Annotated in this window: 19 protein-coding genes; 12 read left to right on the top strand and 7 right to left on the bottom strand. The window is 67.8% G+C overall.

Going from position 1 to position 24,997, the window contains the following annotated elements:
• The first annotated feature begins 299 nt into the window (after positions 1–299).
• Positions 300–1,208 (top strand): MBL fold metallo-hydrolase, encoded by a 909-nt coding sequence (locus ACYCAX_RS07265; protein WP_294977502.1) that lies wholly within the window; start codon positions 300–302, stop codon positions 1,206–1,208.
• Positions 1,209–1,301: 93 nt separating this feature from the next.
• Here the strand turns inward: ACYCAX_RS07265 and ACYCAX_RS07260 are convergent, their stop codons facing one another.
• The gene (locus ACYCAX_RS07260; protein ID WP_460247705.1) at positions 1,302–2,186 is read right to left on the bottom strand and encodes a LysR substrate-binding domain-containing protein; all 885 of its coding nucleotides are present in this window, start codon (positions 2,184–2,186) and stop codon (positions 1,302–1,304) included.
• 383 nt (positions 2,187–2,569) lie between these two features.
• Here ACYCAX_RS07260 and ACYCAX_RS07255 point away from each other — a divergent pair, with 383 nt between their 5' ends.
• Positions 2,570–4,120: a nucleobase:cation symporter-2 family protein gene (locus ACYCAX_RS07255; RefSeq protein ID WP_294977504.1), complete on the top strand. Its 1,551-nt coding sequence runs from the start codon at positions 2,570–2,572 to the stop codon at positions 4,118–4,120.
• Between the two features lie 142 nt (positions 4,121–4,262).
• Here ACYCAX_RS07255 and ACYCAX_RS07250 read toward each other — a convergent pair whose 3' ends face one another.
• Positions 4,263–5,177 carry a hypothetical protein gene (locus tag ACYCAX_RS07250; RefSeq protein ID WP_460247704.1) on the bottom strand — a complete coding sequence of 305 codons (915 nt, stop codon included), beginning with the start codon at positions 5,175–5,177 and terminating at the stop codon, positions 4,263–4,265.
• Positions 5,178–5,544: 367 nt separating this feature from the next.
• Between ACYCAX_RS07250 and ACYCAX_RS07245 the strand changes: the two genes are divergently transcribed.
• Genes ACYCAX_RS07245 through ACYCAX_RS07235 form a run of 3 tightly spaced genes read left to right on the top strand, consistent with a single transcriptional unit; the run spans position 5,545 to position 9,141 of the window.
• Positions 5,545–6,015 (top strand): DUF2271 domain-containing protein, encoded by a 471-nt coding sequence (locus ACYCAX_RS07245; RefSeq protein ID WP_460247703.1) that lies wholly within the window; start codon positions 5,545–5,547, stop codon positions 6,013–6,015.
• Positions 6,016–6,029: 14 nt separating this feature from the next.
• Positions 6,030–8,192, top strand: a complete 2,163-nt coding sequence (locus ACYCAX_RS07240) for a PepSY domain-containing protein (protein ID WP_460247702.1) — start codon at positions 6,030–6,032, stop codon at positions 8,190–8,192.
• Positions 8,176–9,141, top strand: a complete 966-nt coding sequence (locus ACYCAX_RS07235; RefSeq protein ID WP_460247701.1) for an FAD:protein FMN transferase — start codon at positions 8,176–8,178, stop codon at positions 9,139–9,141. Before ACYCAX_RS07240 ends, ACYCAX_RS07235 begins: the two co-directional genes overlap by 17 nt.
• Before the next feature lie 2 nt (positions 9,142–9,143).
• On the opposite strand, the gene ptrR is transcribed toward ACYCAX_RS07235, so the two are convergent.
• Complete coding sequence (gene ptrR, locus ACYCAX_RS07230) at positions 9,144–10,022, bottom strand: putrescine utilization regulator PtrR (RefSeq protein ID WP_460247700.1); 879 nt, start codon at positions 10,020–10,022, stop codon at positions 9,144–9,146.
• A gap of 142 nt (positions 10,023–10,164) precedes the next feature.
• Between ptrR and ACYCAX_RS07225 the strand changes: the two genes are divergently transcribed.
• Positions 10,165–11,550 carry an NAD-dependent succinate-semialdehyde dehydrogenase gene (locus ACYCAX_RS07225; protein ID WP_460247699.1) on the top strand — a complete coding sequence of 462 codons (1,386 nt, stop codon included), beginning with the start codon at positions 10,165–10,167 and terminating at the stop codon, positions 11,548–11,550.
• A 95-nt stretch (positions 11,551–11,645) separates the two neighbouring features.
• Complete coding sequence (locus tag ACYCAX_RS07220; protein WP_294977510.1) at positions 11,646–12,353, top strand: glutathione binding-like protein; 708 nt, start codon at positions 11,646–11,648, stop codon at positions 12,351–12,353.
• Between the two features lie 323 nt (positions 12,354–12,676).
• Here ACYCAX_RS07220 and qhpG read toward each other — a convergent pair whose 3' ends face one another.
• The 4 genes from qhpG to ACYCAX_RS07200 all read right to left on the bottom strand — a co-directional run bounded on the left by qhpG (position 12,677) and on the right by ACYCAX_RS07200 (position 18,505).
• Complete coding sequence (gene qhpG / locus ACYCAX_RS07215; protein WP_460247698.1) at positions 12,677–13,993, bottom strand: flavin-dependent monooxygenase QhpG; 1,317 nt, start codon at positions 13,991–13,993, stop codon at positions 12,677–12,679.
• 222 nt (positions 13,994–14,215) lie between these two features.
• Positions 14,216–14,890, bottom strand: coding sequence for a subtilisin-like serine protease QhpE (gene qhpE / locus ACYCAX_RS07210; protein ID WP_294977512.1), 675 nt, complete (start codon positions 14,888–14,890; stop codon positions 14,216–14,218).
• Positions 14,880–16,607: an ABC transporter ATP-binding protein gene (locus ACYCAX_RS07205; protein ID WP_294977513.1), complete on the bottom strand. Its 1,728-nt coding sequence runs from the start codon at positions 16,605–16,607 to the stop codon at positions 14,880–14,882. The genes qhpE and ACYCAX_RS07205 overlap by 11 nt, the downstream gene beginning before the upstream one ends.
• Positions 16,607–18,505: a sigma-54-dependent Fis family transcriptional regulator gene (locus ACYCAX_RS07200; protein WP_460247697.1), complete on the bottom strand. Its 1,899-nt coding sequence runs from the start codon at positions 18,503–18,505 to the stop codon at positions 16,607–16,609. Before ACYCAX_RS07200 ends, ACYCAX_RS07205 begins: the two co-directional genes overlap by 1 nt.
• 274 nt (positions 18,506–18,779) lie before the next feature.
• Here ACYCAX_RS07200 and ACYCAX_RS07195 point away from each other — a divergent pair, with 274 nt between their 5' ends.
• The 5 genes from ACYCAX_RS07195 (at position 18,780) to ACYCAX_RS07175 (ending at position 24,889) form a co-directional block, all read left to right on the top strand.
• Positions 18,780–19,184 (top strand): MerR family transcriptional regulator, encoded by a 405-nt coding sequence (locus ACYCAX_RS07195; RefSeq protein WP_460247696.1) that lies wholly within the window; start codon positions 18,780–18,782, stop codon positions 19,182–19,184.
• A 54-nt stretch (positions 19,185–19,238) separates the two neighbouring features.
• Positions 19,239–20,402 carry an isovaleryl-CoA dehydrogenase gene (locus ACYCAX_RS07190; RefSeq protein ID WP_015477016.1) on the top strand — a complete coding sequence of 388 codons (1,164 nt, stop codon included), beginning with the start codon at positions 19,239–19,241 and terminating at the stop codon, positions 20,400–20,402.
• 110 nt (positions 20,403–20,512) lie between these two features.
• Complete coding sequence (locus ACYCAX_RS07185; protein WP_460247695.1) at positions 20,513–22,120, top strand: carboxyl transferase domain-containing protein; 1,608 nt, start codon at positions 20,513–20,515, stop codon at positions 22,118–22,120.
• A gap of 10 nt (positions 22,121–22,130) precedes the next feature.
• The gene (locus ACYCAX_RS07180; RefSeq protein ID WP_460247694.1) at positions 22,131–22,928 is read left to right on the top strand and encodes a gamma-carboxygeranoyl-CoA hydratase; all 798 of its coding nucleotides are present in this window, start codon (positions 22,131–22,133) and stop codon (positions 22,926–22,928) included.
• On the top strand, positions 22,928–24,889 hold the full coding sequence (locus tag ACYCAX_RS07175; protein ID WP_015477013.1) for an acetyl/propionyl/methylcrotonyl-CoA carboxylase subunit alpha: 1,962 nt from the start codon (positions 22,928–22,930) through the stop codon (positions 24,887–24,889). The genes ACYCAX_RS07180 and ACYCAX_RS07175 overlap by 1 nt, the downstream gene beginning before the upstream one ends.
• The last annotated feature ends 108 nt before the right edge of the window (positions 24,890–24,997 follow it).

Here is a 24,997-nt window from a genome sequence, read left to right as displayed (position 1 = left end):
TGAAGCGACTAGTGCTATCGCTTTTGTTGTAAAGCACTCATTACACAGGATCACCGCCGACGCTGTCCATAGCTCTCTTGGACGGACGTGCCACGGCGCCGGGGGCGGGCCGTGGCTTCGGGCCCTCCACTGAAGACCGCCGCGCAGGCGGTCCCAACCGCAACATGCTTTAGCTGCCCTGAATCCGAGCCTTTAAAAAACGTGCATTGAAGTGCGCTCGCCCGGACGGTGAGATGGGCCCGGCAGAACACGCTCTGCCAACAACCGATCCGGAACAACAAAAAAGAGGTTCACGCCCCATGCGAACATTCTTCAAGGTGCTTGCCCTGGCCTCCACCGCGCTGCTGAGCGCGCCACTCCCGGCCCTGGCGGGCGACGGCGCCAAGGCGAATGCGGAAGCCTTCGTGGTACACAAGCTCAGCGACTTTCTCTATGCGATCGGCGAGCCGAACTACTACCAGAAGAACTACTCGTACCTGCTGGTGGGGACGGACCAGGCGCTGATGTTCGACTCGGGCGCCAACCAGAAGGAAGACATCACCCAGGTGGCCCGGCACATCACCGACAAGCCGCTGTCGGTGCTGCCCTCGCACCTGCACTTCGACCACCTGGGCGGGCTGCACAACTTCCAGAGCATCTACCTGCCGGATACGCCCTTCACCGCGAAATTCCGCCGCGCCGACGGTCTCTACCAGATACCGGAGCCGGTCTACCTGGGCAACATCGACCACATGACCCTGGCGCCCTTCAAGGTGTCGCGGCTGGTGAAGCCCGGTGAGGTGATCGACCTGGGCGGTCTCAAGGTGCGCCTGCTGAGCATGCCCGGCCACACGCCGGACGAAGTCGTGCTGTATGACGAGGCGCACAACATCCTGCTCTCCGGCGACCACCTCTATCCGTCCTGGCTGCTGGCGGGGAACCTGAAGGATTACGTCGCCTCGCTGGACGCCACGCTGAAGGTGATCAACCCACAGACCACCCTCTACGGCGCCCACGCCGACGAGGACCCGAGCAAGGTGCCGGCCATGACCTACGCCGACGTCGTGGCGATTCGCGACAAGATGCAGCAGATCCAGGCTGGCCGCGCCAAGGGCGAAGCCTTCAGCGACCCGGAGCTGATCAAGAGCTCGGAGCTGTACAAGGTGGAGAAGGACATCAGCATCCTCACCGACATCCAGTTCACCGATGGCCGCGGCTACGGCTACTGAACGCGGCTCTTTGTAGGGCCGAGGGGACGCCCAGACAGCCTTTTTACAGGTTCGCCCAACCCGCAGTAGAAAACCGGACTCCCCGGTCGAGCCCTACTCGCCTATCGACAGCAACCAGTCGATGAACGCCCGGACCTCCGGGCGTTGGCGTTTTGCCTCGGAGCAGACGACGTAGTAGTTGTGCACCGCCGCCACCGAGATCGGCAGCGGGCGTACCAGCCGGCCTTCGTCGAGGTCGCGCTGCGAAACCGTCTCATCGCTGAGCGCCACGCCGAAACCATCCCTCGCGGCCTGCAGCACCATGCCGAAGTCCTCGAAATGGATGTCCTCGGCGCCGCCACAGCTGAACCCGGCCTCGGCCAGCCAGTGCTGCCACTGGCTGCCGTCGTCTTCGTGCAGCAACCGGTGCCGCGCCAGGTCCGCCGCCTCGCGGATGGCCTGCGGCCCGCGCAGGAACTGCGGACTGCACACCGGCGTCAGGCGGATGCCATGCAGCAGCCGCCACCAGAAGCCCGGCCAGGGCGGCGTGCCATAGACCACCGCGACATCGGCGCGGCGCCAGTCCACCTGGTGAAATCCGGTGGCGGCGATCACCCTCAGGCTGATCGCCCGCGAATCCTCCATGAAACGAAACAGCGACGTGGCCAGCCAGGTAACGCCGTCCGCCGGAGGAATGGAGAGCGTGATCCCGACCCGCTCCGGCTCCCGCTGGCCACCGGCGCGCAATGCCTGGACGGCCTCGGTGATCTCCCCCATCGCACTGGCGACGCGCTTCTGCAATTCCCGCCCGCTGGCGGTCAGCACCAGTTGCCGGCCGCGCTTCTCGAACAGTTCGACGCCCAGGCTGCCCTGCAGCGACTTGATCTGCTGGCTGACCGCGCCGGTGGTGACGTGCAGCTCCACGGCGGCCGCCGCCAGGTTGCCCAGCCGGGCAACGCTCTCGAACACCCTGAAGCTGTGAAGTGGAGGAAGCGCCATCGTTGCTCCGTTGTTGCGACCCGCTCGACCGTGGCGAAGGGTTATATCAGGAGCGGTCGCCGTGAGGGAACGGGCCAGGCAACGATCAGGGCCATGAGCACGACGGATGCGGGTCTGGATAGCTGTATTGGCAGGTGCCCATATCTTTTTGTACCCACATCTAATCCTTTTTGAGCGCAATGTATAGACCATATCGTGTACATCAATATCGACATCGTTAGCTCTACAAGATTCCCATCCCAGAGGCATTCGCGATCCGCCAGTGTGTAACCGATCGGTCAGATTTCGGACCATCGGACAAAAACATGTATACAAATCAGTAGATATTTCATACGGATTTTGTCTACAGTGCCCACACAACAAAAACAAGCGAGTCCTCAGTCATGAATGATCGTTCAGCTGTAGCGTCCGTCGGAACACGTCCGGAAGACGAGAACCTCGGTATCGGCGCCAATCTGGCGTACGGCCTGCAACACGTTCTGACCATGTATGGCGGCATCGTCGCCGTGCCCCTGATCCTCGGCCAGGCGGCCGGGCTCTCACCCAGCGAGATCGGCATGCTGATCGCCGCCTCGCTCTTCGCCGGTGGCCTGGCCACCCTGCTGCAAACCCTGGGCATCCCCTTCTTCGGTTGTCAGTTGCCGCTGGTGCAAGGCGTGTCCTTCGCCGGTGTGGCCACCATGATCGCCATCCTCGGCGGTGGCTATGAAGGCGGCGGCCTGCCGGCCGTGCTCGGCGCGGTGATAGCGGCATCGTTCATCGGCTTCCTGATCACACCGGTGTTCTCACGCATCACCAAGTTCTTCCCGCCGCTGGTCACCGGCATCGTGATCACCACCATCGGCCTGACGCTGATGCCGGTCGCCGCGCGCTGGGCGATGGGCGGCAACTCCAAGGCCCCGGAATTTGGCAGCATGGCCAATATCGGCCTGGCCGCCATGACCCTGGTGATCGTCCTGCTGCTGAGCAAGCTGGGCAGCGCCACCATCTCGCGCCTGTCGATCCTGCTGGCGATGGTGATCGGCACCCTGATCGCCGCCGCCCTGGGCATGACCGACTTCTCCCGCGTGGCCGAAGGCCCGATGGTGGCGATGCCGTCGCTGTTCCATTTCGGCATGCCGACCTTCCACATCGCGGCCATCATCTCGATGCTGATCGTGATCATGGTGACCCTGGTGGAAACCTCGGCGGACATCCTCGCCGTCGGTGAAATCATCGGCACCAAGGTCGACTCCAAGCGCCTGGGCAACGGCCTGCGCGCCGACATGGCCTCCAGCATCATCGCGCCGATCTTCGGTTCCTTCACCCAGAGCGCCTTCGCCCAGAACGTCGGCCTGGTCGCCGTGACCGGCGTGAAGAGCCGCTACGTGGTGGCCACCGGCGGCCTGATCCTGGTCACCCTCGGCCTGCTGCCGGTGATGGGCCGCGTGATCGCCGCCGTGCCCACCTCCGTCCTCGGCGGCGCCGGCATCGTGCTGTTCGGCACCGTGGCGGCCAGTGGTATCCGCACCCTGGCGACCGTGGACTACCGCAACAACATGAACCTGATCATCGTCGCCACCTCCATCGGCTTCGGCATGATCCCGATCGCCGCGCCCAGCTTCTACGAGCACTTCCCGAGCTGGTTCGCCACCATTTTCCACTCGGGCATCAGTTCCGCGGCCATCATGGCCATCGGTCTGAACCTGCTGTTCAACCACTTCAAGACCGGCAACTCGGATCAGCAGTCGGTGTTCGTCGCCGCCGAGGAGCGCACCCTGCGCTACCGCGACATCGCCGCGCTGAACGAAGGCGACTACTTCCAGAACGGCAAGCTGTACGACTGCGATGGCAAGGAAGTCCCGCTGGTTCACGATGATCATGACGATCATGACGACCACCACGCCTCCGCTCACAAACGCCCCTTGCGCGAGGCGGAAAACAGCCACGTCTGACCCGGCACCGCGCACAAGAAGCCCCGCACCCGCGGGGCTTTTTCCGTTCTGTAGGAGCGAGCTCGCTCGCGAACGGAGTCCTGCCGGACACCGGTGCCAGGCGGGTCGCGAGCAGGTTCGCTCCTACAGCCCCCGGCATGCCCTACCGGTGATCGTATATCGCCATTTCCTCCTCGATGGGCGCCCTCAGCGCCGCCACGGGAGCGACATCGACCGCCGCCGCCACCGGCCCGCCGACAGCCAACATCAGCGGCGCCGACGATCCGCCGCCGGGCGGCGGATTGACCACCGCCACCACCAGGACGCCAGCCTGCGCCACATCCTCGGGCAGCAACTGGAAGGCCAGCCGGGTGCTGTCGGCCAGCGTCGTCTCGCGCCCTTCCCCGTTCACCTGCACCCGCGCGCCGCGGGCGAACCCCGTACCGCGCAGATTGATGTAGGTCGCCTGCGGGCCGGCAATCGGTGGTTGCGCATCAATGATGCAGGCGACGGGGTTCTCCAGGACATCCTTGCGCTTGGCGTCGCTCGCCGCCCTGCGGGTGCGGAACAGGCTGTCGAAGAGCTCGCTGAGCTTGTCGGTGGCCTGCTTGGCGAACATGCCGGCCAGGCAGGCCATGCCGATCAGCCCGTGGAGGTTGACGTTGCTCGCCTCGCCGGACGCGCTGACGGTGAGGAAGCCGCCACGGACAATCAGGTAGAGGATCACCGCGAGAATCATGCCGATGAAGGGCTTGAGCACGTACCACCAGATCCAGCTGGCCATGAAGCGCTCATTGCCGACGAAGTCGCCGAAGGACTTGGCCACATGCACGAAGCTGCCCAACCCGCCGGCGACCATGACCATCGCCAGCAGCCGCGCGTCCGGTCCCGGACACCAGCCGGCCAGGCATTGCACGCCGGAGTCGCCGACCGCGCCCGGCGGCGGAAACCTGGGATACAGCTGCGGCCACAGGGCCACCAGCAGGCCGGCGAGCACCAGCGCAAGGCAGACCAGCCCTGTGCCCATGACACCGATCTGGAATGAGTTGGCGCGGCGGCTCTTGCTGCGTGTGTCCATCATGCGCTCCGGGCGAAGGGCCAACGGGAAGAAAGCGCCCTGCCGCGAAGAGCATTTGCCGCCTTCGCACGACGGACAGAGAAGCACACGTTAGCGCAGCATGATGGCTCTGCAAGGGGTAATTGCGAGTATTTCGCGACTGTCTCCGCCGCGATACGTAGCACCGTTGAAACAGTGCCCGGAAGGCCCCGTCCCAGGCCGCTGTCGGCCCCGGCGGGCGACTCGTCCGGTAGTCCGATAACGGACAGAAGACACCGCGCCCTAGCAGAGTTTTCTGAATGCAGTCTGAAGCGCCACTCCGGGAAGGTTCAGCTTTATTTAAGCGCCCGCGCCCAGAGTAGAGCCTCCCCCCGCAGGAGACTCCATCATGAAGACTGCCGTAGCCACCCTGGCCGTCGCTGGCGCTCTCGCCGGCCCGGCGCTGGCTGAAGCCCGCGAGCTCACGCTGAGCACCACCCTCGACGAATACCGTGGCGACAAGGCCTACCTGGCCATCTACCTGACCGATGCCGACGGCCAGTACCAGCGCACGCTGTGGGTCGCCGGGCGCAAGGCCAAGTACTACAAGCACCTGGCCGACTGGGCCCGCGGCAGCGGCCTGCGCACCGCCGAGTTCGACGGCCTGAGCGGCGCCAGCGTCGGCAGCGGCGACACCCTGGAAGTCTCGGTGGAGGTGGCCGACAGCCTGATCGACGCCGGCTACCAGATCCGCATCGACAGCGCCGTGGAAGACAAGCGCTCCAACCGCGCCGAGGTGCAGGTGCCGCTGACCCGCGACGGCGCCGGCAAGGACAACGCCGGCAGCGGCTATGTCTCGGCCTTCCGCTACCAGCTTTGAGGACGGAGGCCGCCATGCTTCGTCGACTGCACGCCTGGCCCGGCATCCTGCTGGCCGCCCTGCTGCTCCTGCTGGCCGGCAGCGGCGCCCTGCTCGCCACCCAGCCCCTGGCCGAGCGCCTGGTGGCCGGCGGGGAGCCGTCCCGCAGCGTGGCGCAGATCGCCGCGCAAGTGAGCCAGCAGGTGCCCGGCATCGAGCGCCTGGAGCGCCATGCCTCCGGCCTGCTGATCGCCTACGACGAGCAGGGTGCGCTGCGCATCTCCGCGCGTGACGGCTCGGTGCTGGACGCCTATGAACCCTCGCCGCTGTACCGCGTCGCCCACGACCTGCACCGTGCGCTACTGCTGGGCGAGCCGGGGCACGCCCTGGCCGGCGCCGGCGCGCTCGGCATGCTCCTGCTGGGCGTCTCCGGCCTGATACTGCTGGCCCGTCGCCAGGGCGGCTGGCGCAAGCTGGCCGGCCCGGTTCGCGGCGACGCGGCTTCGCGCTGGCACAACCAGATCGGCCGAGCCCTGCTGCCCGTGGCCCTGCTGTTCGGCCTGAGCGGCATCTACCTGTCGGCGGTGCACTTCGAGCTGATCCCCGATGGCTCGGACCAGGAACCGGCCTTCCCCACGCACCTGGCCCAGGGTACGCCGCAGGCTCCCGGCGAGCTCAAGGCGCTGCTCGATGTGCCGCTCCGGCAACTGCGCGAACTGGAATTCCCAGTCGCCGGGGCCTCCCAGTCCGCCTACACGCTGCGCACCGCCAAGGGCGACGGCTATGTCGACCCGGTCAGCGGTGAGCTGCTGGGCTACCTGCCCCACGCTCCGGCGCGTCGCCTGAACGAATTCATCTACGACCTGCACAGCGGCGAGCTGTTCGGCGCCGCCAGTCCCGTACTCGGCCTGGCGGCCCTGGGCGTGCCCCTGCTGGGCATCACCGGCCTGCTGCTGCTCCTGCGCCGTCGCCGCGCTCCCGTGCACGACGCCGGGCAGGCGAGCGCCGACAGCGCCGAATGCGTGTTGCTGGTGGGCAGCGAGACGAACGGCACCTGGGCCTTCGTCCAGGCGCTGCAGGCCGCACTGACGGCCGCCGGCCGGCGCGTGCACAGCGCCCCGCTGAAGCAGGGCGCGCGGGCATTTCCCGCCGCGCGCGAACTGCTGGTGCTGACTGCCACCTATGGCGATGGCGACGCGCCGCAGTCGGCCGTGGGCTTCCTCGACCACCTCGGCCATCTGCGCCTGCCGGCAGACGCGCGCTTCGCCGTGCTCGGTTTCGGCGACCGGCGCTTCCCGCGCTTTTGCCAGTACGCGGTGGAGGTGGACGCCGCACTCGCCGGCCGGGGCCTGCAACGCCTGCTGCCGCGCCGGGACATGGAAGCCGCGCAGCCGCAAGACTTCTCCACCTGGACCGGCGAACTCGGCAACGCACTGGGCCTGCCCCTGCGCATCGGCGAGGTCGGCATGGCGCGCCCCGAGTCCCGTTTCAGGCTGATCGAGCGGCACCTGCACGATGCACCTGGCGACACCCCCCTGGTGGTGCTGCGCTTCGCCGCGCTCGGCAACATCGCGGCCTACCAGGCGGGCGACCTGCTGGCGGTCCACGCGCCCGGTGCTGCCGCGCCGCGCCGCTACTCGCTCGCCAGCGACAGCAGCGACGGTCTGCTGGATATCTGCGTGCGCCTGCGGCCCGGCGGCCTCTGCTCCGGCTACCTGCACGGCCTGCGGCCCGGCGATGAGATCGCCGCCACGCTGCAGCCGCACCACGAATTCCGACCGCAGCCGGGCGAGACGCCGCTGATCCTGATCGGCGCGGGCAGCGGCATCGGCCCGCTGGTCGGCTTCGTCCGGCAGAACCGCTGCGAGCGCCCGCTCTACCTCTACTGGGGCGGACGGGTGCCGGAAGCCGGCGTGCCCTTCGCCCCCGACCTCGACCGCGCCCGCGCCGACGGCCGCCTGCGCGAACTGCGCATGGCGTTTTCCGCCGGCCCGCAGCGGGCCTACGTGCAGGACCACCTGCGCCGCGACGCAGCCGAGCTGCGCCAGCTGCTGGCCGCCGGAGCCCAGGTACTGGTCTGCGGCGGACGCGGGATGGCCGAGGGCGTGCGCAAGGCGATCGACGAACTGCTCGGCCCGCTGGCGCTGAGCGTGGAGCATCTCAGAGCCGGAGGCCGCTACCGTGAAGACCTTTTCTGAACCCGCAAGCACCGGGCGCTACGACTTCAACGGCGCCGTCATGGGGACGCGCTACCGCGCGCTGTTCTACAGCCCCGCCACGCTGGACCGGGAAGCGCTGGCGCAACAGCTGGAGCTCGCCGTCACCCAGGTGGACCGGCAGATGTCGAACTGGCGGCCCGACTCCGAACTGATGCGCTTCAATGCCTTGGAGGCGGGCATCTGGATGACCCTGCCGGCGGAACTGCTCTGGGTGCTGCACACCGCCATCCAGGTCGGCGCCGAGTCCGCCGGCGCCTTCGACATCGCGGTGGGCGATCTGGTCGACGCCTGGGGCTTCGGCCCGCCGGGCGGGTTCACCGACGATGCCCGGCGCGACGCGCTCCGCAGCCAGCCGAGGTCCAGCGCCGCAGCAGCGCTGGAGTTCGACTTCGAGGGCGGCCGCGTGCGCAAGCGCCATCCGGTGCAACTGGACCTTTCCGGCATCGCCAAGGGTTTCGGCGTCGACCAGTTGGCCCGCTGCCTGGAGGATCACGGCATCCACGATTATCTGGTGAGCATCGACGGCGAGTTCCGCGCGCGCGGCTCCAAGCCAGGCGGCCAGCTCTGGACAGTGGCCATCGAGCGCCCCCAGGCAGGCGTCCGCACGGCCCTCGGCGTGCTGCAGATGGGCGATGGCGCGCTGGCCACCTCGGGCGACTACCGGCATTTCCACGAGCGAGACGGAAAACGCTACGCCCATACGATGGATCCGCTGCGCGGCGCGCCGCTGGACAACGCCGTCGCCTCGGTCTCGGTGCTGGCGCCGACCTGCATGCTCGCCGACGCCTGGGCCACCGCGCTGATGGTGCTGGGTCCCGAGCGCGGCCCGCAGGTGGCGCGCGAGCATAGCCTGGGCGCGCTCTTCCTGCTGCGAGAAGGTCGCGGCCTGCGCCAGTTGTGGGTCGAGGACGAGCGCGCGACGGGCTGAGTTCAGGCGACCTCGGCGGCCGTCGATTCGGGCTCCAACAGTCCGATGAACGCGCGAAGCGCCGGAGTATCGGTGCCGCGCCGCCAGAACAGCCAGGTGGTGGCGTCGGCATGATGCGGCGCCAGGCGGTGAATGGTCACGTTGCGACCGCCGGCGAGGCTGTCGAACATCGCCCGCGGGATGATCGCCACCCCACCGCCCGCCGCGATGCAGGCGAGCATGCCGTGGTAGGACTCCATCTCGACGATCTTGCCCGGCACCACCCGGTGCTCGGCGAACCAGCCCTCCAGGCGCTTGCGGTAGGAGCAGGTGTCGCGGAAGGCGAACACCGTCTCCCCCGCCACGTCCCGCGCGTCGTGCACCGGTGGGTGCGACCTGGCGCTCATCAGCACCAGCTCCTCGCGGTACACCGGCTGGCCGTCCAGTTGCGGGTGGTTGGCCGGGCCGTCGGCGAAGGCGGCGATGAAGCGGCCGGAGAGCACGCCGTCGATCATCTCGCCGGAGGGGCCGGTGGACAGGTCCAGTTGCACCTTCGGGCACTGTTGGTGGTAGCGCGCCAGCATCTCCGGGATGCGCACCGCCGCCGTGCTTTCCATCGAGCCCAGGGAGAAACCGCCGTGAGGCTCGGCGCCCACCGCCACCTGCCGGGCTTCCTCCACCAGATCGAGGATGCGCTCGGCGTAATCGAGGAAGCTGCGCCCGGTCGGCGACAGGCGCAGACGCAGCTTCTCGCGGATGAACAGCTCGGTGCCCAGTTCCGCTTCCAGCTGCTTGATCCGCGTGGTCAGGTTCGACGGTACGCGATGTAGACGGGCCGCGGCGGCAGTGATGCTGCCTTCGGCGGCGACGGCGCGGACGATTTCCAGCTGGGCAAGGTCCATGATTCTCTCCGAGAGAAAGAGTCTTTCTTGATTATTCATTTTACATGAATGGTTGCGCATCTTAATTTCTGCGCCATCCCGGAGCCACCCGCCCGGACGAATGACCGGCCTTGCGCCTCAAACAGAACAAGCAGGACTCACCATGAACCAGATCGCCGCCATCCCCGCTGCCATCTCCCGCAGCCCCGCCACCGGCCAGGAACTGGCCCGCTACGCCTTCGAAGACGCCGCCCAGCTGGAAACCTCGCTGGCCCGCACCGATGCCGCGTTCCGCCAATGGCGCGACACCGGCATCGCCGAACGTGTCGCCGTGCTGCGCAAGATGGCCGAGGTGCTGCGTGCCAACGTCGAGCCGATGGCCCGCATGGAAGCCTGGGAAATGGGCATGCCGGTCACCCAGGCCCGTGGCGAGATCAACAAGTGCGCCAACCTGTGCGAGTGGTACGCCGACAACGGCCCGGCCATGCTCGAAGACGAGAAGACCCCGATCGAAGGCGCGTACATCTCCTACCTGCCGCTGGGCCCGGTGCTGGCCGTGATGCCGTGGAACTTCCCCACCTGGCAGGTCATGCGTGGCGCGGTGAGCATCATCCTGGGCGGCAACACCTACGTGCTCAAGCACGCGCCGAACGTCATGGGCTGCGCCTATCAGTTGCAAAAAGCCTGGCGGGATGCTGGCCTGCCCGAAGGCGTGTTCGAAGTGCTGAACGTCGAGCCGCCGCTGGTCTCCAAGGCCATCGCCGATGACCGCATCGCCTCCATCGCCGTGACCAGCAGTGTCGGCGCCGGCGCCGCCATCGCTTCCCAGGCCGGTGCCGCGCTGAAGAAGTGCGTGCTGGAGCTGGGCGGTTCGGACGCCTTCATCGTGCTCGCCGACGCCGACCTCGACGCCGCCGTGAAAGCCGCCGTCGCCAGCCGCTTCGGCAACTGCGGCCAGGTGTGCATCGCCGCCAAGCGCATGATCCTGGAAGAATCCATCGCCGAAGCCTTCACCGAGAAGCTGCTGGCAGCCGTGAAGGCCCTGAAGATCGGCGACCCGCTGGCGGACGACACCTTCGTCGGCCCGATGGCCCGCTTCGACCTGCGCGAGGAACTGGACAACCAGGTGCAACAGGCCATCGCCGACGGCGCCACCCTGCTGCTGGGCGGCCACAAGCTCGATGGCGAAGGCAACTACTACGCACCGACCGTGCTGGCCGACGTCAAGCCGGGCAATACCGCATTCAAGAAGGAAATCTTCGGCCCCGTGGCCTCGCTGATCGTCGCCCGCGACGCCGAGCATGCCCTGGAGCTGGCCAACGACAGCGAGTTCGGCCTCTCCGGCGCCATCTGGAGCGCCGACAAGGCCCGCGCCCAGCAGATGGCCCGTCGTCTGGTCAGCGGTGGCGTGTTCATCAACGGTTTCTCGGCTTCCGATCCCCGTGTACCGATTGGCGGGGTGAAGAAGAGCGGCTTCGGTCGCGAGCTGTCGCACTTCGGCCTGCGCGAGTTCCTCAACCCGCAGACCGTTTGGATCGACCGCCAGTAAGGCTTATCCTCAGCGCCTCGCCCTACGCCGTTCTCCTCGGCGCGGGCGCTGTACGCCCCGGCGCCGTGCCGGGGCGTCCCACCCAAGGAGGTTCCATGATCGAGTTGTATTACTGGCCCACCCCCAACGGCCACAAGATCACCCTGTTCCTGGAAGAAACCGGCCTCGACTACCGTATCCACCCGGTGGATATCAGCGCCGGCGACCAGTTCAAGCCTGACTTCCTCGCCTTCTCGCCGAACAACCGCATGCCGGCGATCATCGACACCGCGCCCGCCGACGGCGGCGAGCCGATCACGGTGTTCGAGTCCGGCGCCATCCTCGTCTACCTCGCGGAAAAGACCGGGCAGTTCCTGCCCAGCGACGTGCGCGGACGCAAGACGGTGCTGGAATGGCTGTTCTGGCAGGTCGGCGGCCTCGGCCCGATGGCCGGGCAGAACCACCACTTCGTGCAGTACGCGCCGGAGAAGCTGCCCTACGCCATGCAGCGCTACGTCAACGAGACCAACCGCCTGTACGGCGTGCTGGACCGGCGCCTGAAGAAGGTGCCCTTCCTCGGCGGCGAGCACTACAGCATCGCCGACATGGCCAGCTACCCGTGGGTCGTACCGTGGGAGCGCCAGCAGCAGGACCTCGACGACTTCCCGCACCTCAAGCGCTGGTTCGAAACCATCGCCACCCGCCCCGCCACCGTGCGCGCCTACGAGAAGGGCAAGCCCTTCCAGTCGCGGCCCTCGGTCACCGAGGAAGGCAAGAAGATCCTCTTCGGGCAGACGGCGGCCAGTCTGGGCAAGGACGACTGATCCGCTTCCTACGAGATCAGGAGCCCCTCACCCTAACCCTGGCTGCGCGCCCCGCTCCTCAAGCGGGAGAGGGAACCGTTCGGTGCAGGAGGAAGCCTCGGTGTCAGCCGGTACGGACTGCCCCCTCTCCCTGAGGGAGAGGGCTGGGGTGAGGGGGGAAAGTCCAGCGAGGAACTCCCTGGAAAAGACAGTTGCTCCTACAAAAGCCCCGCAATCACTGTAGGAGCGAGCTTGCTCGCGAACCTGCCCGGCACCAGCGTCGCCGAGAGCCTTGCTTCGCGAGCAAGCTCGCTCCTACGAAAAGCCAGTCCTAGGGCTTGCGCCTACGACTGCGGCCGATAGCCCTGCGCCAAGAGCCAGCCCTGGAACGCCCGACGCCGCTCCGGCGGCAAATCCGCCAGCACCTGGGCTTCGGGCTCCTCGCGAATCCGTCGCAGCCACGGCGCCAGCTCCAGCCCATCGAGGTGCCAGATGCCCAGCGGCTGGTCGACGCTGACCACCACTTCCGCCTCATCGACGAACTCGCCCTTGAGCACGGGGGCGCGCTCGATGCGCAGGCTGGCGAAGTCCGCCGGCGCGTGGCTCGGCTGCTCGTCCGGCCAGGCGCGGCGGGCCTGCCAGAACGGCTGGTCGGGCCACCGCTCTTCGCTGGCATAGAAATCCCGTCCGACGCGGGCGAAACGCAGGAACAACTGCTCGACCCGCCGCTGATGGAAGCGCTTGGCCAACTCCGCCCGCTCCGGCGCCCGCAGCAAGGTGTTGATCACCAGCGGCGCCTGCAACGCCGAAGACAGCGACTGGAAGATACCGTTGCCGGACAGCGGGTCCACCGCCATCGCCGCATCGCCCACGCGAATCCAGGTGTCGCCGCAGGCTTCCAGGCAGAGGATCGCCGTGCTGCTGCGGGCGTGCAGGTCCAGCTCGCGCTCTTCGCCAGTACCGAAAAATTCCCGCACCCGTTGCGAGGCGGCACGGCGTACGCGGCAGTAATCGAGCAGTCGATCGCGTGGTGGCAATTGGCTGCTGGCCACATCCAGGGTCATTTGCCAGTAGCAGCGACCATCCTCCAGCCGCGCCATCCAGGCCCAGCCATCGGGCAGGCTTTCCACCGCGCTGGCCAGCGGACCGGGCTCGCCCTGCCAGCGGTTGAGCAGGCTCAAGGTCTCCGGGCCGCGCCGGGCCTTCTGGCCTTTCTGGTTCAGCGGCGCCTGGCGGCCACGGGCTTCGACGAGGAAGGCGCCCTGCACTTCCCGCCCCCCTTCGAGTTTCACGCGCCAGCCGGAACCCTCCGGATCGACGGCCAGCGCCTGGCCTTCGATCAGCTCGACGCCCGCTGCTTTCAGGTCCTCGCGCAGCCCGGCGTCGAAACGCGGACGGTCGAGGATGCATTCGATGTTCTGCGCGCTTTCGCTGCCGTTCCAGTGCACGCGGCGCTGCGACGGTGGGGCGGCGCAGTTCAGGGCGTAATTCAGCCCGGCACTGTGCAGCCCCTCCAGTACGCGCAGGGAGACACCCTCGACGGCGGCGAAACGCCGCCATTCGCTGATGACGGTGACGGGATGGCCGAGGCGGCGCAGGCCCAGGGCGACCGCTGCACCGGCGGGGCCCGCGCCGAGGATCAGGATGGGGGCTACGGTCATGCTTCGGTGGCCCTCACCCTAGCCCTCTCCCAGAGGGAGAGGGGACTGTTCGGTGCGTTTGGGGATTTCCGAGCCCGCCGATGGCTACCGGAGAGTTTCAAAGCTGGACGTCGGCAGAGGACGGCCCCCTCTCCCTCCGGGAGACGACTGCAGGGATGCAGGAGGTAGGGCGACGCAGGAAGCCAAAGCCGAGGGTTGGGGTGAGGGGAAGTAATTCGACCTTTACTCATAACTCATCTTCCGCTCGATGCCGTGATAGGGAGCCCGCTCGCGCATCTGCTCGATCAGCTCCAGATTCGACAGCTCCGGTCGCTCCGTCAGCATCGACGCCAGGTGCCCGCTGAACGCCGCGCATCCCAGGCTGGCCCCCGAACGCCCGGCCACGCTGACCGCCGCGCCGAAGTCCGCCTGCGAACTGTCCAGCCAGGACCATTCCCGCTCGCGGCAACGCGCGTCACCCGTCACCCGGATCACCCCCGGATAGCTCGCCGGAAACACCGGCTCACCCCGCGCCGGGCTCGACGCGCAGATCAGCACGCCCGCCGCCACCAGATCGGCCACGGCATCGTGCAGGATCGGCCGGTCCTGCCGCACGCCAAGGCTCAGGTTGATCACCCGCACGCCCTGCTCGCCGAGCCAGTGCAGCGCGGCGGCGATCTGCAGCGGGCTGGTCACGCCACGTTCATCGAAGACCTGGGCGACACACAGGCGAGCTTCGGGAGCATGGGAAAGAATCGCTTCGCAGACGACGCTGCCGTGGCCCAGGGCATCCGCCACAGGCTCGCCGTCAGAGTGACCGTCGTTAGTCAGGAAGAACCGCCGCGCACCGCTGACGCTCGCGGATTGAGCATCGGCGAAACCACTATCGACCACCCCAACCCGCAACTCAGGCCTCATGGTGCTGCACCGGCTGCGTCTCACGCACACGCATCTGCCCATCCTGCAACTCCAGGTGCAGATCGGCGGCGGCCAGGGTCGAGGTGCGGTGGCTGATCAGCAGCCGCGTGCGCCCGGCGAACAGCCGGTCGATGGCCGCGATCACCTCGCGCTCGGTGCTTTCGTCCACCTGCGAGGTGGCTTCGTCGAGCACCAGGATCAGCGGGTCCTGCAGCAGCGCGCGAGCGATGGCGATGCGCTGTTTCTGCCCGCCGGAAAGCTGCTGGCCTCGCTCGCCCAGCGGGCTGTCGAGGCCCTCGGGCAGGCTGGCGATCAGGCTGTCCAGCTGTGCCGCGCGGGCGGCCCTGTCGATGGCCTCGCGACTCGACTCGGGCGCGCTGTAGGCCAGGTTGTCGGCGAGGCTGCCGCGGAACAGCACGATGTCCTGGCTGACCACCGCCACGCGTCGGCGCAGAGCGTGCAGGTCGAGTTCGCGCAGGTCCACGCCGTCCAGCAGGATGCGCCCCTGGTCGGGGTCGTAGAAACGTTGCAGCAGGTCGATCAGGGTGCTCTTGCCGACCCCGGACGGGCCGCTCAGCGCGACCTTGAGGCCCGCCGGAATCACCGCCTGTACAGCCTGAAGCACCGCTTGCGCGCGCCCCGGCCAGGCGTAGTGCAGATTTTCCAGGCGCAGCTCGCCTATCGACGGCATCGGCCGTGGCGCGACTGGCGAAACGATGGTCGCTTCCTCGCCGCGCAGTTCCATCACCCGACCGAGGCTGACGGTCATGCGCTGCAGCGCGACGTACAGGCCGAGCAGGCTCTGCACCGGTCCGATGGCCATGCCGAGGTAGGTGGAAAAGGCGATCAGCGAACCCAACTGCCAGGTGCCCTGCACCACCCAGTACCCACCGACCAGGAAGGCGCAGGCGCGGGACAGCGACATCAGCGTGCCGGGCACCGCCTGGGTGAAGAATTCGGTGAGTTGCAGGCGCAGCAGCTGGCCGAGGTAGCCCTGCCCCAGCCCTTCCAGGCGCCCGGATTCGCGGGATTGCTGGCCGGCAGACTGGATGAACTTCATTGCCGGCAGCGTCTCTACGAAGAACGACGAGAGGTCCGCCGAACGCTCGCGCAGACCGCGCGCCTCGCGCTCCACCTTGCGCCGCATCCAGCGCAGCCAGAGCACGTCCAGCGGGATCAGCAGCGCGACCAGCAGCGAGAGTTTCCAGGACAGGGTCAGCAGCAGCACCAGCGCACCGACCAGGCCGATCACGCTGGAGACGGCCGAGAACAGCGAGTCCACGGCGAAGCGCTGGATCTCGGCGACGTCGCCGTCCAACCGGGACATCAGGTCACCGATGCGGCGGCGGCCGAAGAAGCTCGGCGACAGGGTCTGCAGGTGGCGGTACAGCGCATCGCGCAGCGCAAACAGGATGCGTCCGGACAGGCGCGTGTGCAGGTAGCGGTTCAGGCCGGACAACACAGTCCCGACCAGGCCGACGACGATCATCGCGCTGGCGACCATCACCAGCACCGGAAAGTCCTTCGCCAGCAGGCCGTCGTCGATCAGCGTCTTGGTCAGCCAGGGTTGCGCCAGCACCAGCAGCGAGGCGCAGAACGACAACCCGAGCAGGCCGGCGATGGCCGCCTTGTGCGGGCGCACGAAGCCGTACAGCCAGCGCAGCGAGGCCTTGAGTTGCTGCGGGTCGTCGCTGTCGATCAGGCGGGTGAAGAACATCAGCCCACCTTGAGTTGCTTGAGCTTGCGGTACAGCGTGGCGCGGCTGATGCCCAGCGCGTCGGCGGCGGCGGAGACGTTGCCCTGGTGGCGCTCCAGCGCCTGGCGGATGAGCTCCAGTTCGTTCGCGCGGATGCTGCCGCTCTGCGGGCGCTCGCCGGCGGCGAGTTCGTCCAGGGTGCTGTCGGGCAAATGGTCGAGGCTCAGTTCCGTCTCGCCCTCCTCGCGCATGGCCAGCGCGGTGCGCAGGACCATCTCCAGTTGGCGGATGTTGCCCGGCCAGTGGTACTCGCGCAGCAGGCCGAGGAGCTCGGCGGAAAGCTTCACCTTCGGCGCGCCCATGCGCGCCAGCAGGCCGCTGGCGAGCTCGGCGAGGTCGTCGCGCTCGCGCAGTGCCGGCAACTTCACGCTGATGCCGTTGACGCGGTAGTAGAGGTCCTCGCGGAAGTGCTTTTCCTCCACCAGGCGCTTGAGATCGCGGTGGGTGGCGCAGATCAGCGCAACATCGATGTCCTGCTCCTCGCCGGCCCCCAGTGGCGCCACCTTGCGCTCCTGCAGCACGCGCAGCAGGCGCGCCTGCAGCGCGAGCGGCATGTCGCCGATCTCGTCGAGGAACAGCGTGCCGCCGTGGGCCTGCTGCAGCCGGCCGACCATGCCGCCGCGCCGCGAGCCGGTGAAGGCGCCGTCGCGGTAGCCGAACAGTTCGGACTCGATCAGGCCCTCGGGGATCGCCGCGCAGTTCACCGCGACGAAGGGTTTGTCGCTGCGGGCGCTGGCCTGGTGCAGGGCGCGGGCAACCACTTCCTTGCCGCTGCCGGTTTCGCCCAGCAGCAATACCGGGAGTTCGTTCACCAGCCCCTGGCGCGCCATGCGCAGGGCGCGGGCGTAGCGCGGGTGGCTGCCGGCCAGGGCTTCGAGGTCGGGGCCAGTGGCCTGGCGTGGCGCGCGGTTGCTGACCGGCACCCCGTGGCTGCGCAGCGGCGCTTGCAGCGTCTTGTAGAACAGCTCACCCTTGGGCGTCTGCAGGCTGCCGACGCCGCCCTGGTAGAGGCGGCCGAGCAGTTGGTCGCCACGCAGGCCGAGGAAGTCTTCGCTGCGCCGGCCCACCAGGCTTTCGCGATTCGCGCCGAGCAACTGGCAGGCCTGGCCGCTGACGGCCAGCACCTTGCCGTCCAGCCCCAGCGCCAGCAGGCCCTGCCAGGCGGAGTCCAGGTACTGGCGGCGGTAATGGAAGGCGATCACCACCTGCCCCGGATGGCTGACGGCGAACAGCCGCGCCTCGATCTGGAACACCGCGAGGCTGAGCAGCGAGAGGCTTTCGCGCGGGCCGGAGAGCGGGCCTTCGCGGGTCATGTCGAGTACGCCGAGGAAGGTGCCCTGCGGCCCTTCGATGGGCACCGAGGTGCAGGAGAAACGGCTGAGGCGGTCGAGGAAGTGTTCGCCGCAGTCGATCTGCGTGGCGCGCTTTTCCACCAGCGCGGTGCCGAGGGCGTTGGTGCCGCGCGAGGCTTCGCTCCAGCAGGCGCCCTGGACGATGTCGGCCAGGCCCTTGCTCTGCATGCGCTCGCGGGCGCCTTCGACGGAAAGGATGGTGGCGTCGGCGTTGGCCAGGATGATCACGCCGTCGTGGCCCTGGCGCTGCTGCAGGTAGTCGAGTTCAGGCGTGGCGGCGTCGAGCAGTTGGCGGTTGCCGGCCAGCAGCACGTCCGGCTTGACCCGAGTGTCGAGGCCCTGCTCGGTGCCGCTGGCGCAGTCCAGGCCGTGGTCGAGACTACGCCGCCAGGAAGCGTCGATCTCCTCGCGGAGCACGCCGCTGGGGACTTCGCCCTCCTGTTGCAGGCGTTCACGGGCCAGGTGGGCTTCGCGCATCAGGTCGCTGCTTATTGTTCTTGTGGTCATGCATCGCTCCGGTAGGTTCCGTGCCCCTTTTCATAGATGTCGGGGGCATGGAACTCGCAGGCTGGTCAGGGCTGTGTACACCCCCCGGCAGCGTCAGTAAAGGGGAAGCCCCTGGTAGGAAAGATTAGCTCCAGGCGAGAGGCAATTCTCGCGCCACTCCGCTACTCCACCACCCCATGCCACTCCCTTTCGCGCCGCCTTCGAGTTGTATTGACAGTGACCCAAGGCAGGTTTACGTTAACGTAAAGGTAAACGACCGAGCAAGAACATTCCCATGCCCACGACCTACACCATCTCCGAGCTGGCCCGCGAACTGGACGTCACCACCCGCGCCATCCGCTTCTACGAGGAACAGGGCATGCTCAGCCCCGAGCGCCGTGGCCAGGAGCGCGTCTACAGCCCAAAGGACCTGGTCGCCCTGAAGCTGATCCTGCGCGGCAAGCGCATCGGCTTCTCGCTGGCCGAGTGCAAGGAGCTGATCGACCTCTACGACCCCAGCAGCGGCAACACCAAGCAGTTGCAGACCTTCCTCGGCAAGATCACCGCGCGCCGCGCGCAGCTGGAACAGCAGTTGCTCGACATCGAGCAGATGAAACTGGAACTGGACACGGCCGAGGAGCGCTGCCTGGCGGCCATGGCCGAGACCGACAAACCCCGCAAGCAGCGCGTGCCGAGCTGATCGCCGCCCTGCCCGCTCCCCTTCATCTCCATTACAAGTACAACAGGTGACCCCATGAGCTACCCCTCCCTCAATTTCGGCCTCGGCGAAACCATCGACATGCTGCGCGAGCAGGTGCAGGGCTTCGTCGCCAGCGAACTCGCCCCGCGCGCCGCGCAGATCGACGCCGACAACCTGTTCCCCATGGACATGTGGAAGAAGTTCGGCGACATGGGCCTGCTCGGCATCACCGTCGCGGAGGAATACGGCGGCGCCAACATGGGCTACCTGGCCCACGTCATCGCCATCGAGGAAATCAGCCGTGGCTCGGCTTCGGTCGGCCTGTCCTACGGCGCGCACTCCAACCTGTGCGTCAACCAGATCAAGCGCAACGGCTCGGCCTCCCAGAAGGCCAAGTACCTGCCCAAGCTGATCAGCGGCGAGCACATCGGCGCCCTGGCCATGAGCGAACCCAACGCCGGCTCCGACGTGGTGTCGATGAAGCTGCGCGCCGAGAAGCGCGGCGACCGCTTCGTCCTCAACGGCAGCAAGACCTGGATCACCAACGGCCCGGACGCCAACACCTACGTGATCTACGCCAAGACCGAGCCGGAGAAAGGCGCCCACGGCATCACCGCGTTCATCGTCGAGCGCGACTGGAAAGGCTTCAGCCGCGGCAGCAAGTTCGACAAGCTGGGCATGCGCGGCTCGAACACCTGCGAGCTGTTCTTCGATGACGTGGAAGTGCCGGAAGAGAACGTGCTGGGCGCGGTCAACGGCGGCGTGAAGGTGCTGATGAGCGGCCTGGACTACGAGCGCGTCGTCCTCGCCGGTGGCCCGATCGGCATCATGCAGGCTTGCATGGACGTGATCGTCCCCTACATCCACGACCGCAAGCAGTTCGGCCAGAGCATCGGCGAGTTCCAGCTGATCCAGGGCAAGGTCGCCGACATGTACACCCAGCTCAACGCCAGCCGCGCCTATCTGTATGCGGTGGCCCAGGCCTGCGACCGTGGCGAGACCACCCGCAAGGACGCCGCCGGGGTGATCCTCTACACCGCCGAGCGCGCCACCCAGATGGCCCTCGACGCCATCCAGATCCTCGGCGGCAACGGCTACATCAACGAGTTCCCCACCGGCCGCCTGCTGCGCGACGCCAAGCTCTACGAGATCGGCGCCGGCACCAGCGAAATCCGCCGCATGCTGATCGGCCGCGAGCTGTTCAACGAGACCCGCTGAACACTGACGCCCTTGCCCTTGTAGGAGCGAGCTTGCTCGCGAACCGCATCACGCAGAGCTTCGCGAGCAAGCTCGCTCCTACAAAAAGAATCCCAGCTCGTGGAGACGCCATGACCATCCTCGGCACCCAACTCAACACTCGTTCCCCGGAATACGCCGCCAACGCCGCGACCATGCTGGAGAACGTCCAGGACCTGCGCGCCGTTCTCGGCCGCGTCCACGAAGGCGGCGGCGCCGCCGCCCAGGCCAAGCACACCGCGCGCGGCAAGCTGCTGGTGCGCGAGCGCATCAACCGCCTGCTCGACGCCGGCTCGCCCTTCCTCGAAGTCTCCGCCCTCGCCGCCCATGAGGTGTATGGCGAAGACGTCGCCGCCGCCGGCGTGGTCGCCGGCATCGGCCGCGTGGAAGGCGTGGAATGCATGATCGTCGGCAACGACGCCACGGTGAAAGGCGGCAGCTACTACCCGCTGACCGTGAAGAAACACCTGCGCGCCCAGACCATCGCCCAGCAGAACCGCCTGCCGTGCATCTACCTGGTGGACTCGGGCGGCGCCAACCTGCCGCGCCAGGACGAGGTGTTCCCCGACCGCGAGCACTTCGGCCGCATATTCTTCAACCAGGCCAACATGAGCGCCCAGGGCATCCCGCAGATCGCCGTGGTGATGGGCTCCTGCACCGCCGGCGGCGCCTACGTGCCGGCGATGAGCGACGAGACCATCATGGTGCGCAACCAGGCCACCATCTTCCTCGCCGGCCCGCCGCTGGTGAAGGCCGCCACCGGTGAAGTGGTGAGCGCCGAGGACCTGGGCGGCGCCGACGTGCACTGCAAGACCTCCGGCGTGGCCGACCATTACGCCGAGGACGACGAGCACGCGCTGGCCATCGCCCGCCGCTGCATCGCCAATCTCAACTGGACCAAGCAGGGCCAGCTCAACACCCGCGTCCCTCGCGCCCCGTTGTACGCCAGCGACGAGCTGTACGGGGTGATCCCGGTGGACAGCAAGCAGCCCTTCGACGTGCGCGAGATCATCGCGCGGCTGGTCGACGGCAGCGAATTCGATGAGTTCAAGGCGCTGTTCGGCACCACCCTGGTGTGCGGCTTCGCCCACCTGCACGGCTACCCGGTGGCGATCCTCGCCAACAACGGCATTCTCTTCGCCGAGGCCGCGCAGAAAGGCGCGCACTTCATCGAACTGGCCTGCCAGCGCGGCATCCCGCTGGTATTCCTGCAGAACATCACCGGCTTCATGGTCGGCCAGAAGTACGAGGCCGGCGGCATCGCCAAGCACGGCGCCAAGCTGGTCACCGCCGTGGCCTGCGCCCAGGTGCCGAAGTTCACCGTGATCATCGGTGGCAGCTTCGGCGCCGGTAACTACGGCATGTGCGGCCGCGCCTACGACCCGCGCTTCCTGTGGATGTGGCCCAACGCGCGGATCGGCGTGATGGGTGGCGAACAGGCCGCCGGCGTGCTGGCCCAGGTCAAGCGCGAGCAGGCCGAACGCGCAGGCTCTGCGCTGTCCGCCGAGGACGAGGCGAAGATCAAGGCGCCGATCCTCGAACAGTACGAGCGCCAGGGTCACCCCTACTACTCCAGCGCGCGCCTGTGGGACGACGGCGTCATCGACCCGGCACAGACCCGCGACGTGCTCGGCCTGGCCCTCTCCGCCTCGCTCAACGCGCCTGTCGAAGCCACGCGCTTCGGCGTCTTCCGCATGTAAGGCCGCTGCCATGACCGACTTCCAGAACATCGAGCTAGACATTGACCCTCGCGGCGTCGCCAGCCTGTGGCTGAACCGCCCGGAAAAGAACAACGCATTCAACGCCCGGACCATTGCCGAGCTGATCCAGGCGCTGGACGCCGTGGCCAGCGACGAGCGCGTGCGCCTCGTGGTGCTGCGCGGCCGTGGCCGGCACTTCTGCGGCGGCGCGGACCTGGCGTGGATGCAGGATTCCGTGCAACTGGACTACCAGGGCAACCTGGCCGACGCCCAGCAGCTCGCCGAACTGCTCTACAACCTGCACCAGTTGAAGAAACCGACCCTCGCTATCGTCCAGGGCGCGGCCTTCGGCGGCGGCGTCGGGCTGGTGGCCTGCTGCGACATGGCGCTGGCCGCCGAGGACGCGCAGTTCTGCCTGTCCGAAGTGCGCATCGGCCTGATCCCCGCCACCATCGGCCCGTTCGTCACCAAGGCCATCGGCCAGCGCGCCGCCACCCGCTACGCCATGACCGCCGAGCGCTTCAACGGCATCCGCGCCCGCGAGCTGGGCCTGGTGGACGAGCACTACCCGGCCGCCGAACTGGACGAGAAAGCCGACGCCTGGATCGCCAACCTGCTGAACAACAGCCCGGCGGCGCTGGTGGCCTGCAAGGCGCTGTTCCACGAAATCGGCGCCGGCGAGCTCAAGCCCGAACTGCGCCGCTACACCGAAGCGGCCATCGCCCGTATCCGCATCAGCCCCGAGGGGCAGGAAGGCCTGCGCGCCTTCCTGGAAAAACGCAAACCGGCCTGGCAGGAGCAAGTCTGATGAAGAAGATCGATACCCTGCTGGTGGCCAACCGCGGCGAGATCGCCTGCCGCGTGATGCGCACCGCCAAGGCCCTGGGCCTGACCACCGTGGCCGTGCACAGCGCCACCGACCGCAACGCCCGCCACGTCGAGGAAGCGGACATCGCCATCGACCTGGGCGGCGCCAAGCCGGCTGAAAGCTACCTGCGCGCGGACGCCGTGCTGGCCGCTGCGAAAGCTGCCGGCGCCCAGGCCATCCACCCCGGCTATGGTTTCCTCTCGGAGAACGCCGGCTTCGCCCGCGCCTGCGAAGAGGCCGGGCTGGTCTTCCTCGGCCCGCCCGCCAGCGCCATCGACGCCATGGGCAGCAAGTCTGCCGCCAAGGCCCTGATGGAAACCGCCGGCGTGCCACTGGTGCCCGGCTACCACGGCGAGGCGCAGGACTATGCGACCTTCCAGCGCGAGGCGCAGCGAATCGGCTACCCGGTGCTGCTCAAGGCCGCCGCCGGCGGTGGCGGCAAGGGCATGAAGGTGGTCGAGCGCGAGGCCGAACTGGCCGAGGCGCTGGAGTCCGCCCAGCGTGAAGCGCAGTCCGGTTTCGGCGACTCGCGCATGCTGGTGGAGAAATACCTGACCAAGCCGCGCCATGTGGAAATCCAGGTGTTCGCCGACCAGCACGGCAACTGCCTGTACCTAAACGAACGCGACTGCTCGATCCAGCGTCGTCACCAGAAAGTGGTCGAAGAAGCGCCGGCTCCGGGCCTCTCCCTGGAACTGCGCCAGGGCATGGGCGAGGCCGCCGTGCGCGCCGCACAGGCCATCGGCTACGTCGGCGCCGGCACCGTGGAGTTCCTCTACGACGAAGGCAGCGGCCAGTTCTTCTTCATGGAAATGAACACCCGCCTGCAGGTGGAGCACCCGGTCACCGAAGCCATCACCGGCCTCGACCTGGTCGCCTGGCAGATCCGCATCGCCCGTGGCGAGCCGCTGCCGCTGACTCAGCAGCAGGTGCCGCTGATCGGCCACGCCATCGAAGTGCGCCTCTACGCCGAAGACCCCGAAGGCGGCTTCCTCCCCGCCAGCGGCCACCTCGCGCTGTACCGCGAACCCGCCGCCGGCCCCGGCCGCCGGGTGGACAGCGGCATCCGCGAGGGCGACGACATCTCGCCGTTCTACGACCCGATGCTGGCCAAGCTGATCGCCTGGGGCGAGAACCGCGAGGAAGCGCGCCAGCGCCTGCTGTCGATGCTCGGCGAAACCGCCGTCGGCGGCTTCAAGACCAACCTGGCGTTCCTGCGCCGCGTGCTGGCCCACCCGGCCTTCGCCGAGGGCGAGCTGGATACCGGCTTCATCGGCCGCTACCAGGATGCCCTGCTGCCCGCCGCCACCGCCCTGCCGGAGCGCTTCTGGCAGCTCGCCGCCGAAGCCTGGGTGCAGAGCGAAGCCGCCCGTGTGCGTGGCGACGATGCCCATTCGCCGTGGTCCGCCCAGAGCGGCTGGCGCAGTGGCCTGCCGGGGGAAACCGACCTCCACCTGCTGGCCAAGGGCGAGTCCCACGTGGTGCGCCTGCGCCATGCCGATGGCCAGCGTATCGCCAAGCTCGACGGTCATTGGCTGGACGTGAAGGACGGCGACATCCGCCGCCGTCATCAGGTGATCCGCCGTGGCGACAGCCTCTACCTGGAATGGAACGGCGAGCTGGTCAGCGTGCAGCGCTTCGACCCCATCGCCGAGGCGGAAGCCGCGCATTCGCACCAGGGCGGCCTGGGCGCACCGATGAACGGCAGCATCGTGCGCATCCTGGTCGAACCCGGCCAGAACGTCGAAGCCGGCGCCGCACTGGTGGTGCTCGAAGCCATGAAGATGGAACACAGCATTCGCGCGCCGCACGCTGGCGTGGTGAAATCGCTGTATTGCAGCGAAGGCGAACTGGTGTCGGAAGGTACGGCGCTGGTGGAGCTGGAAGAGGCGTCGGCCTGATGCCGGCTTTCGTAGGAGCGAGCTTGCTCGCGAACCCGCTTCACTCCGGTTACTTCGGGTGTAATGCGTTCGCGAGCAAGCTCGCTCCTACACAAAGCAAACGCGCCT

Source organism: Pseudomonas sp. MT3 (assembly GCF_054720805.1).
Note: the sequence above shows the minus strand (reverse complement) of the source record. Positions and strands in the feature narration are given on the sequence as shown.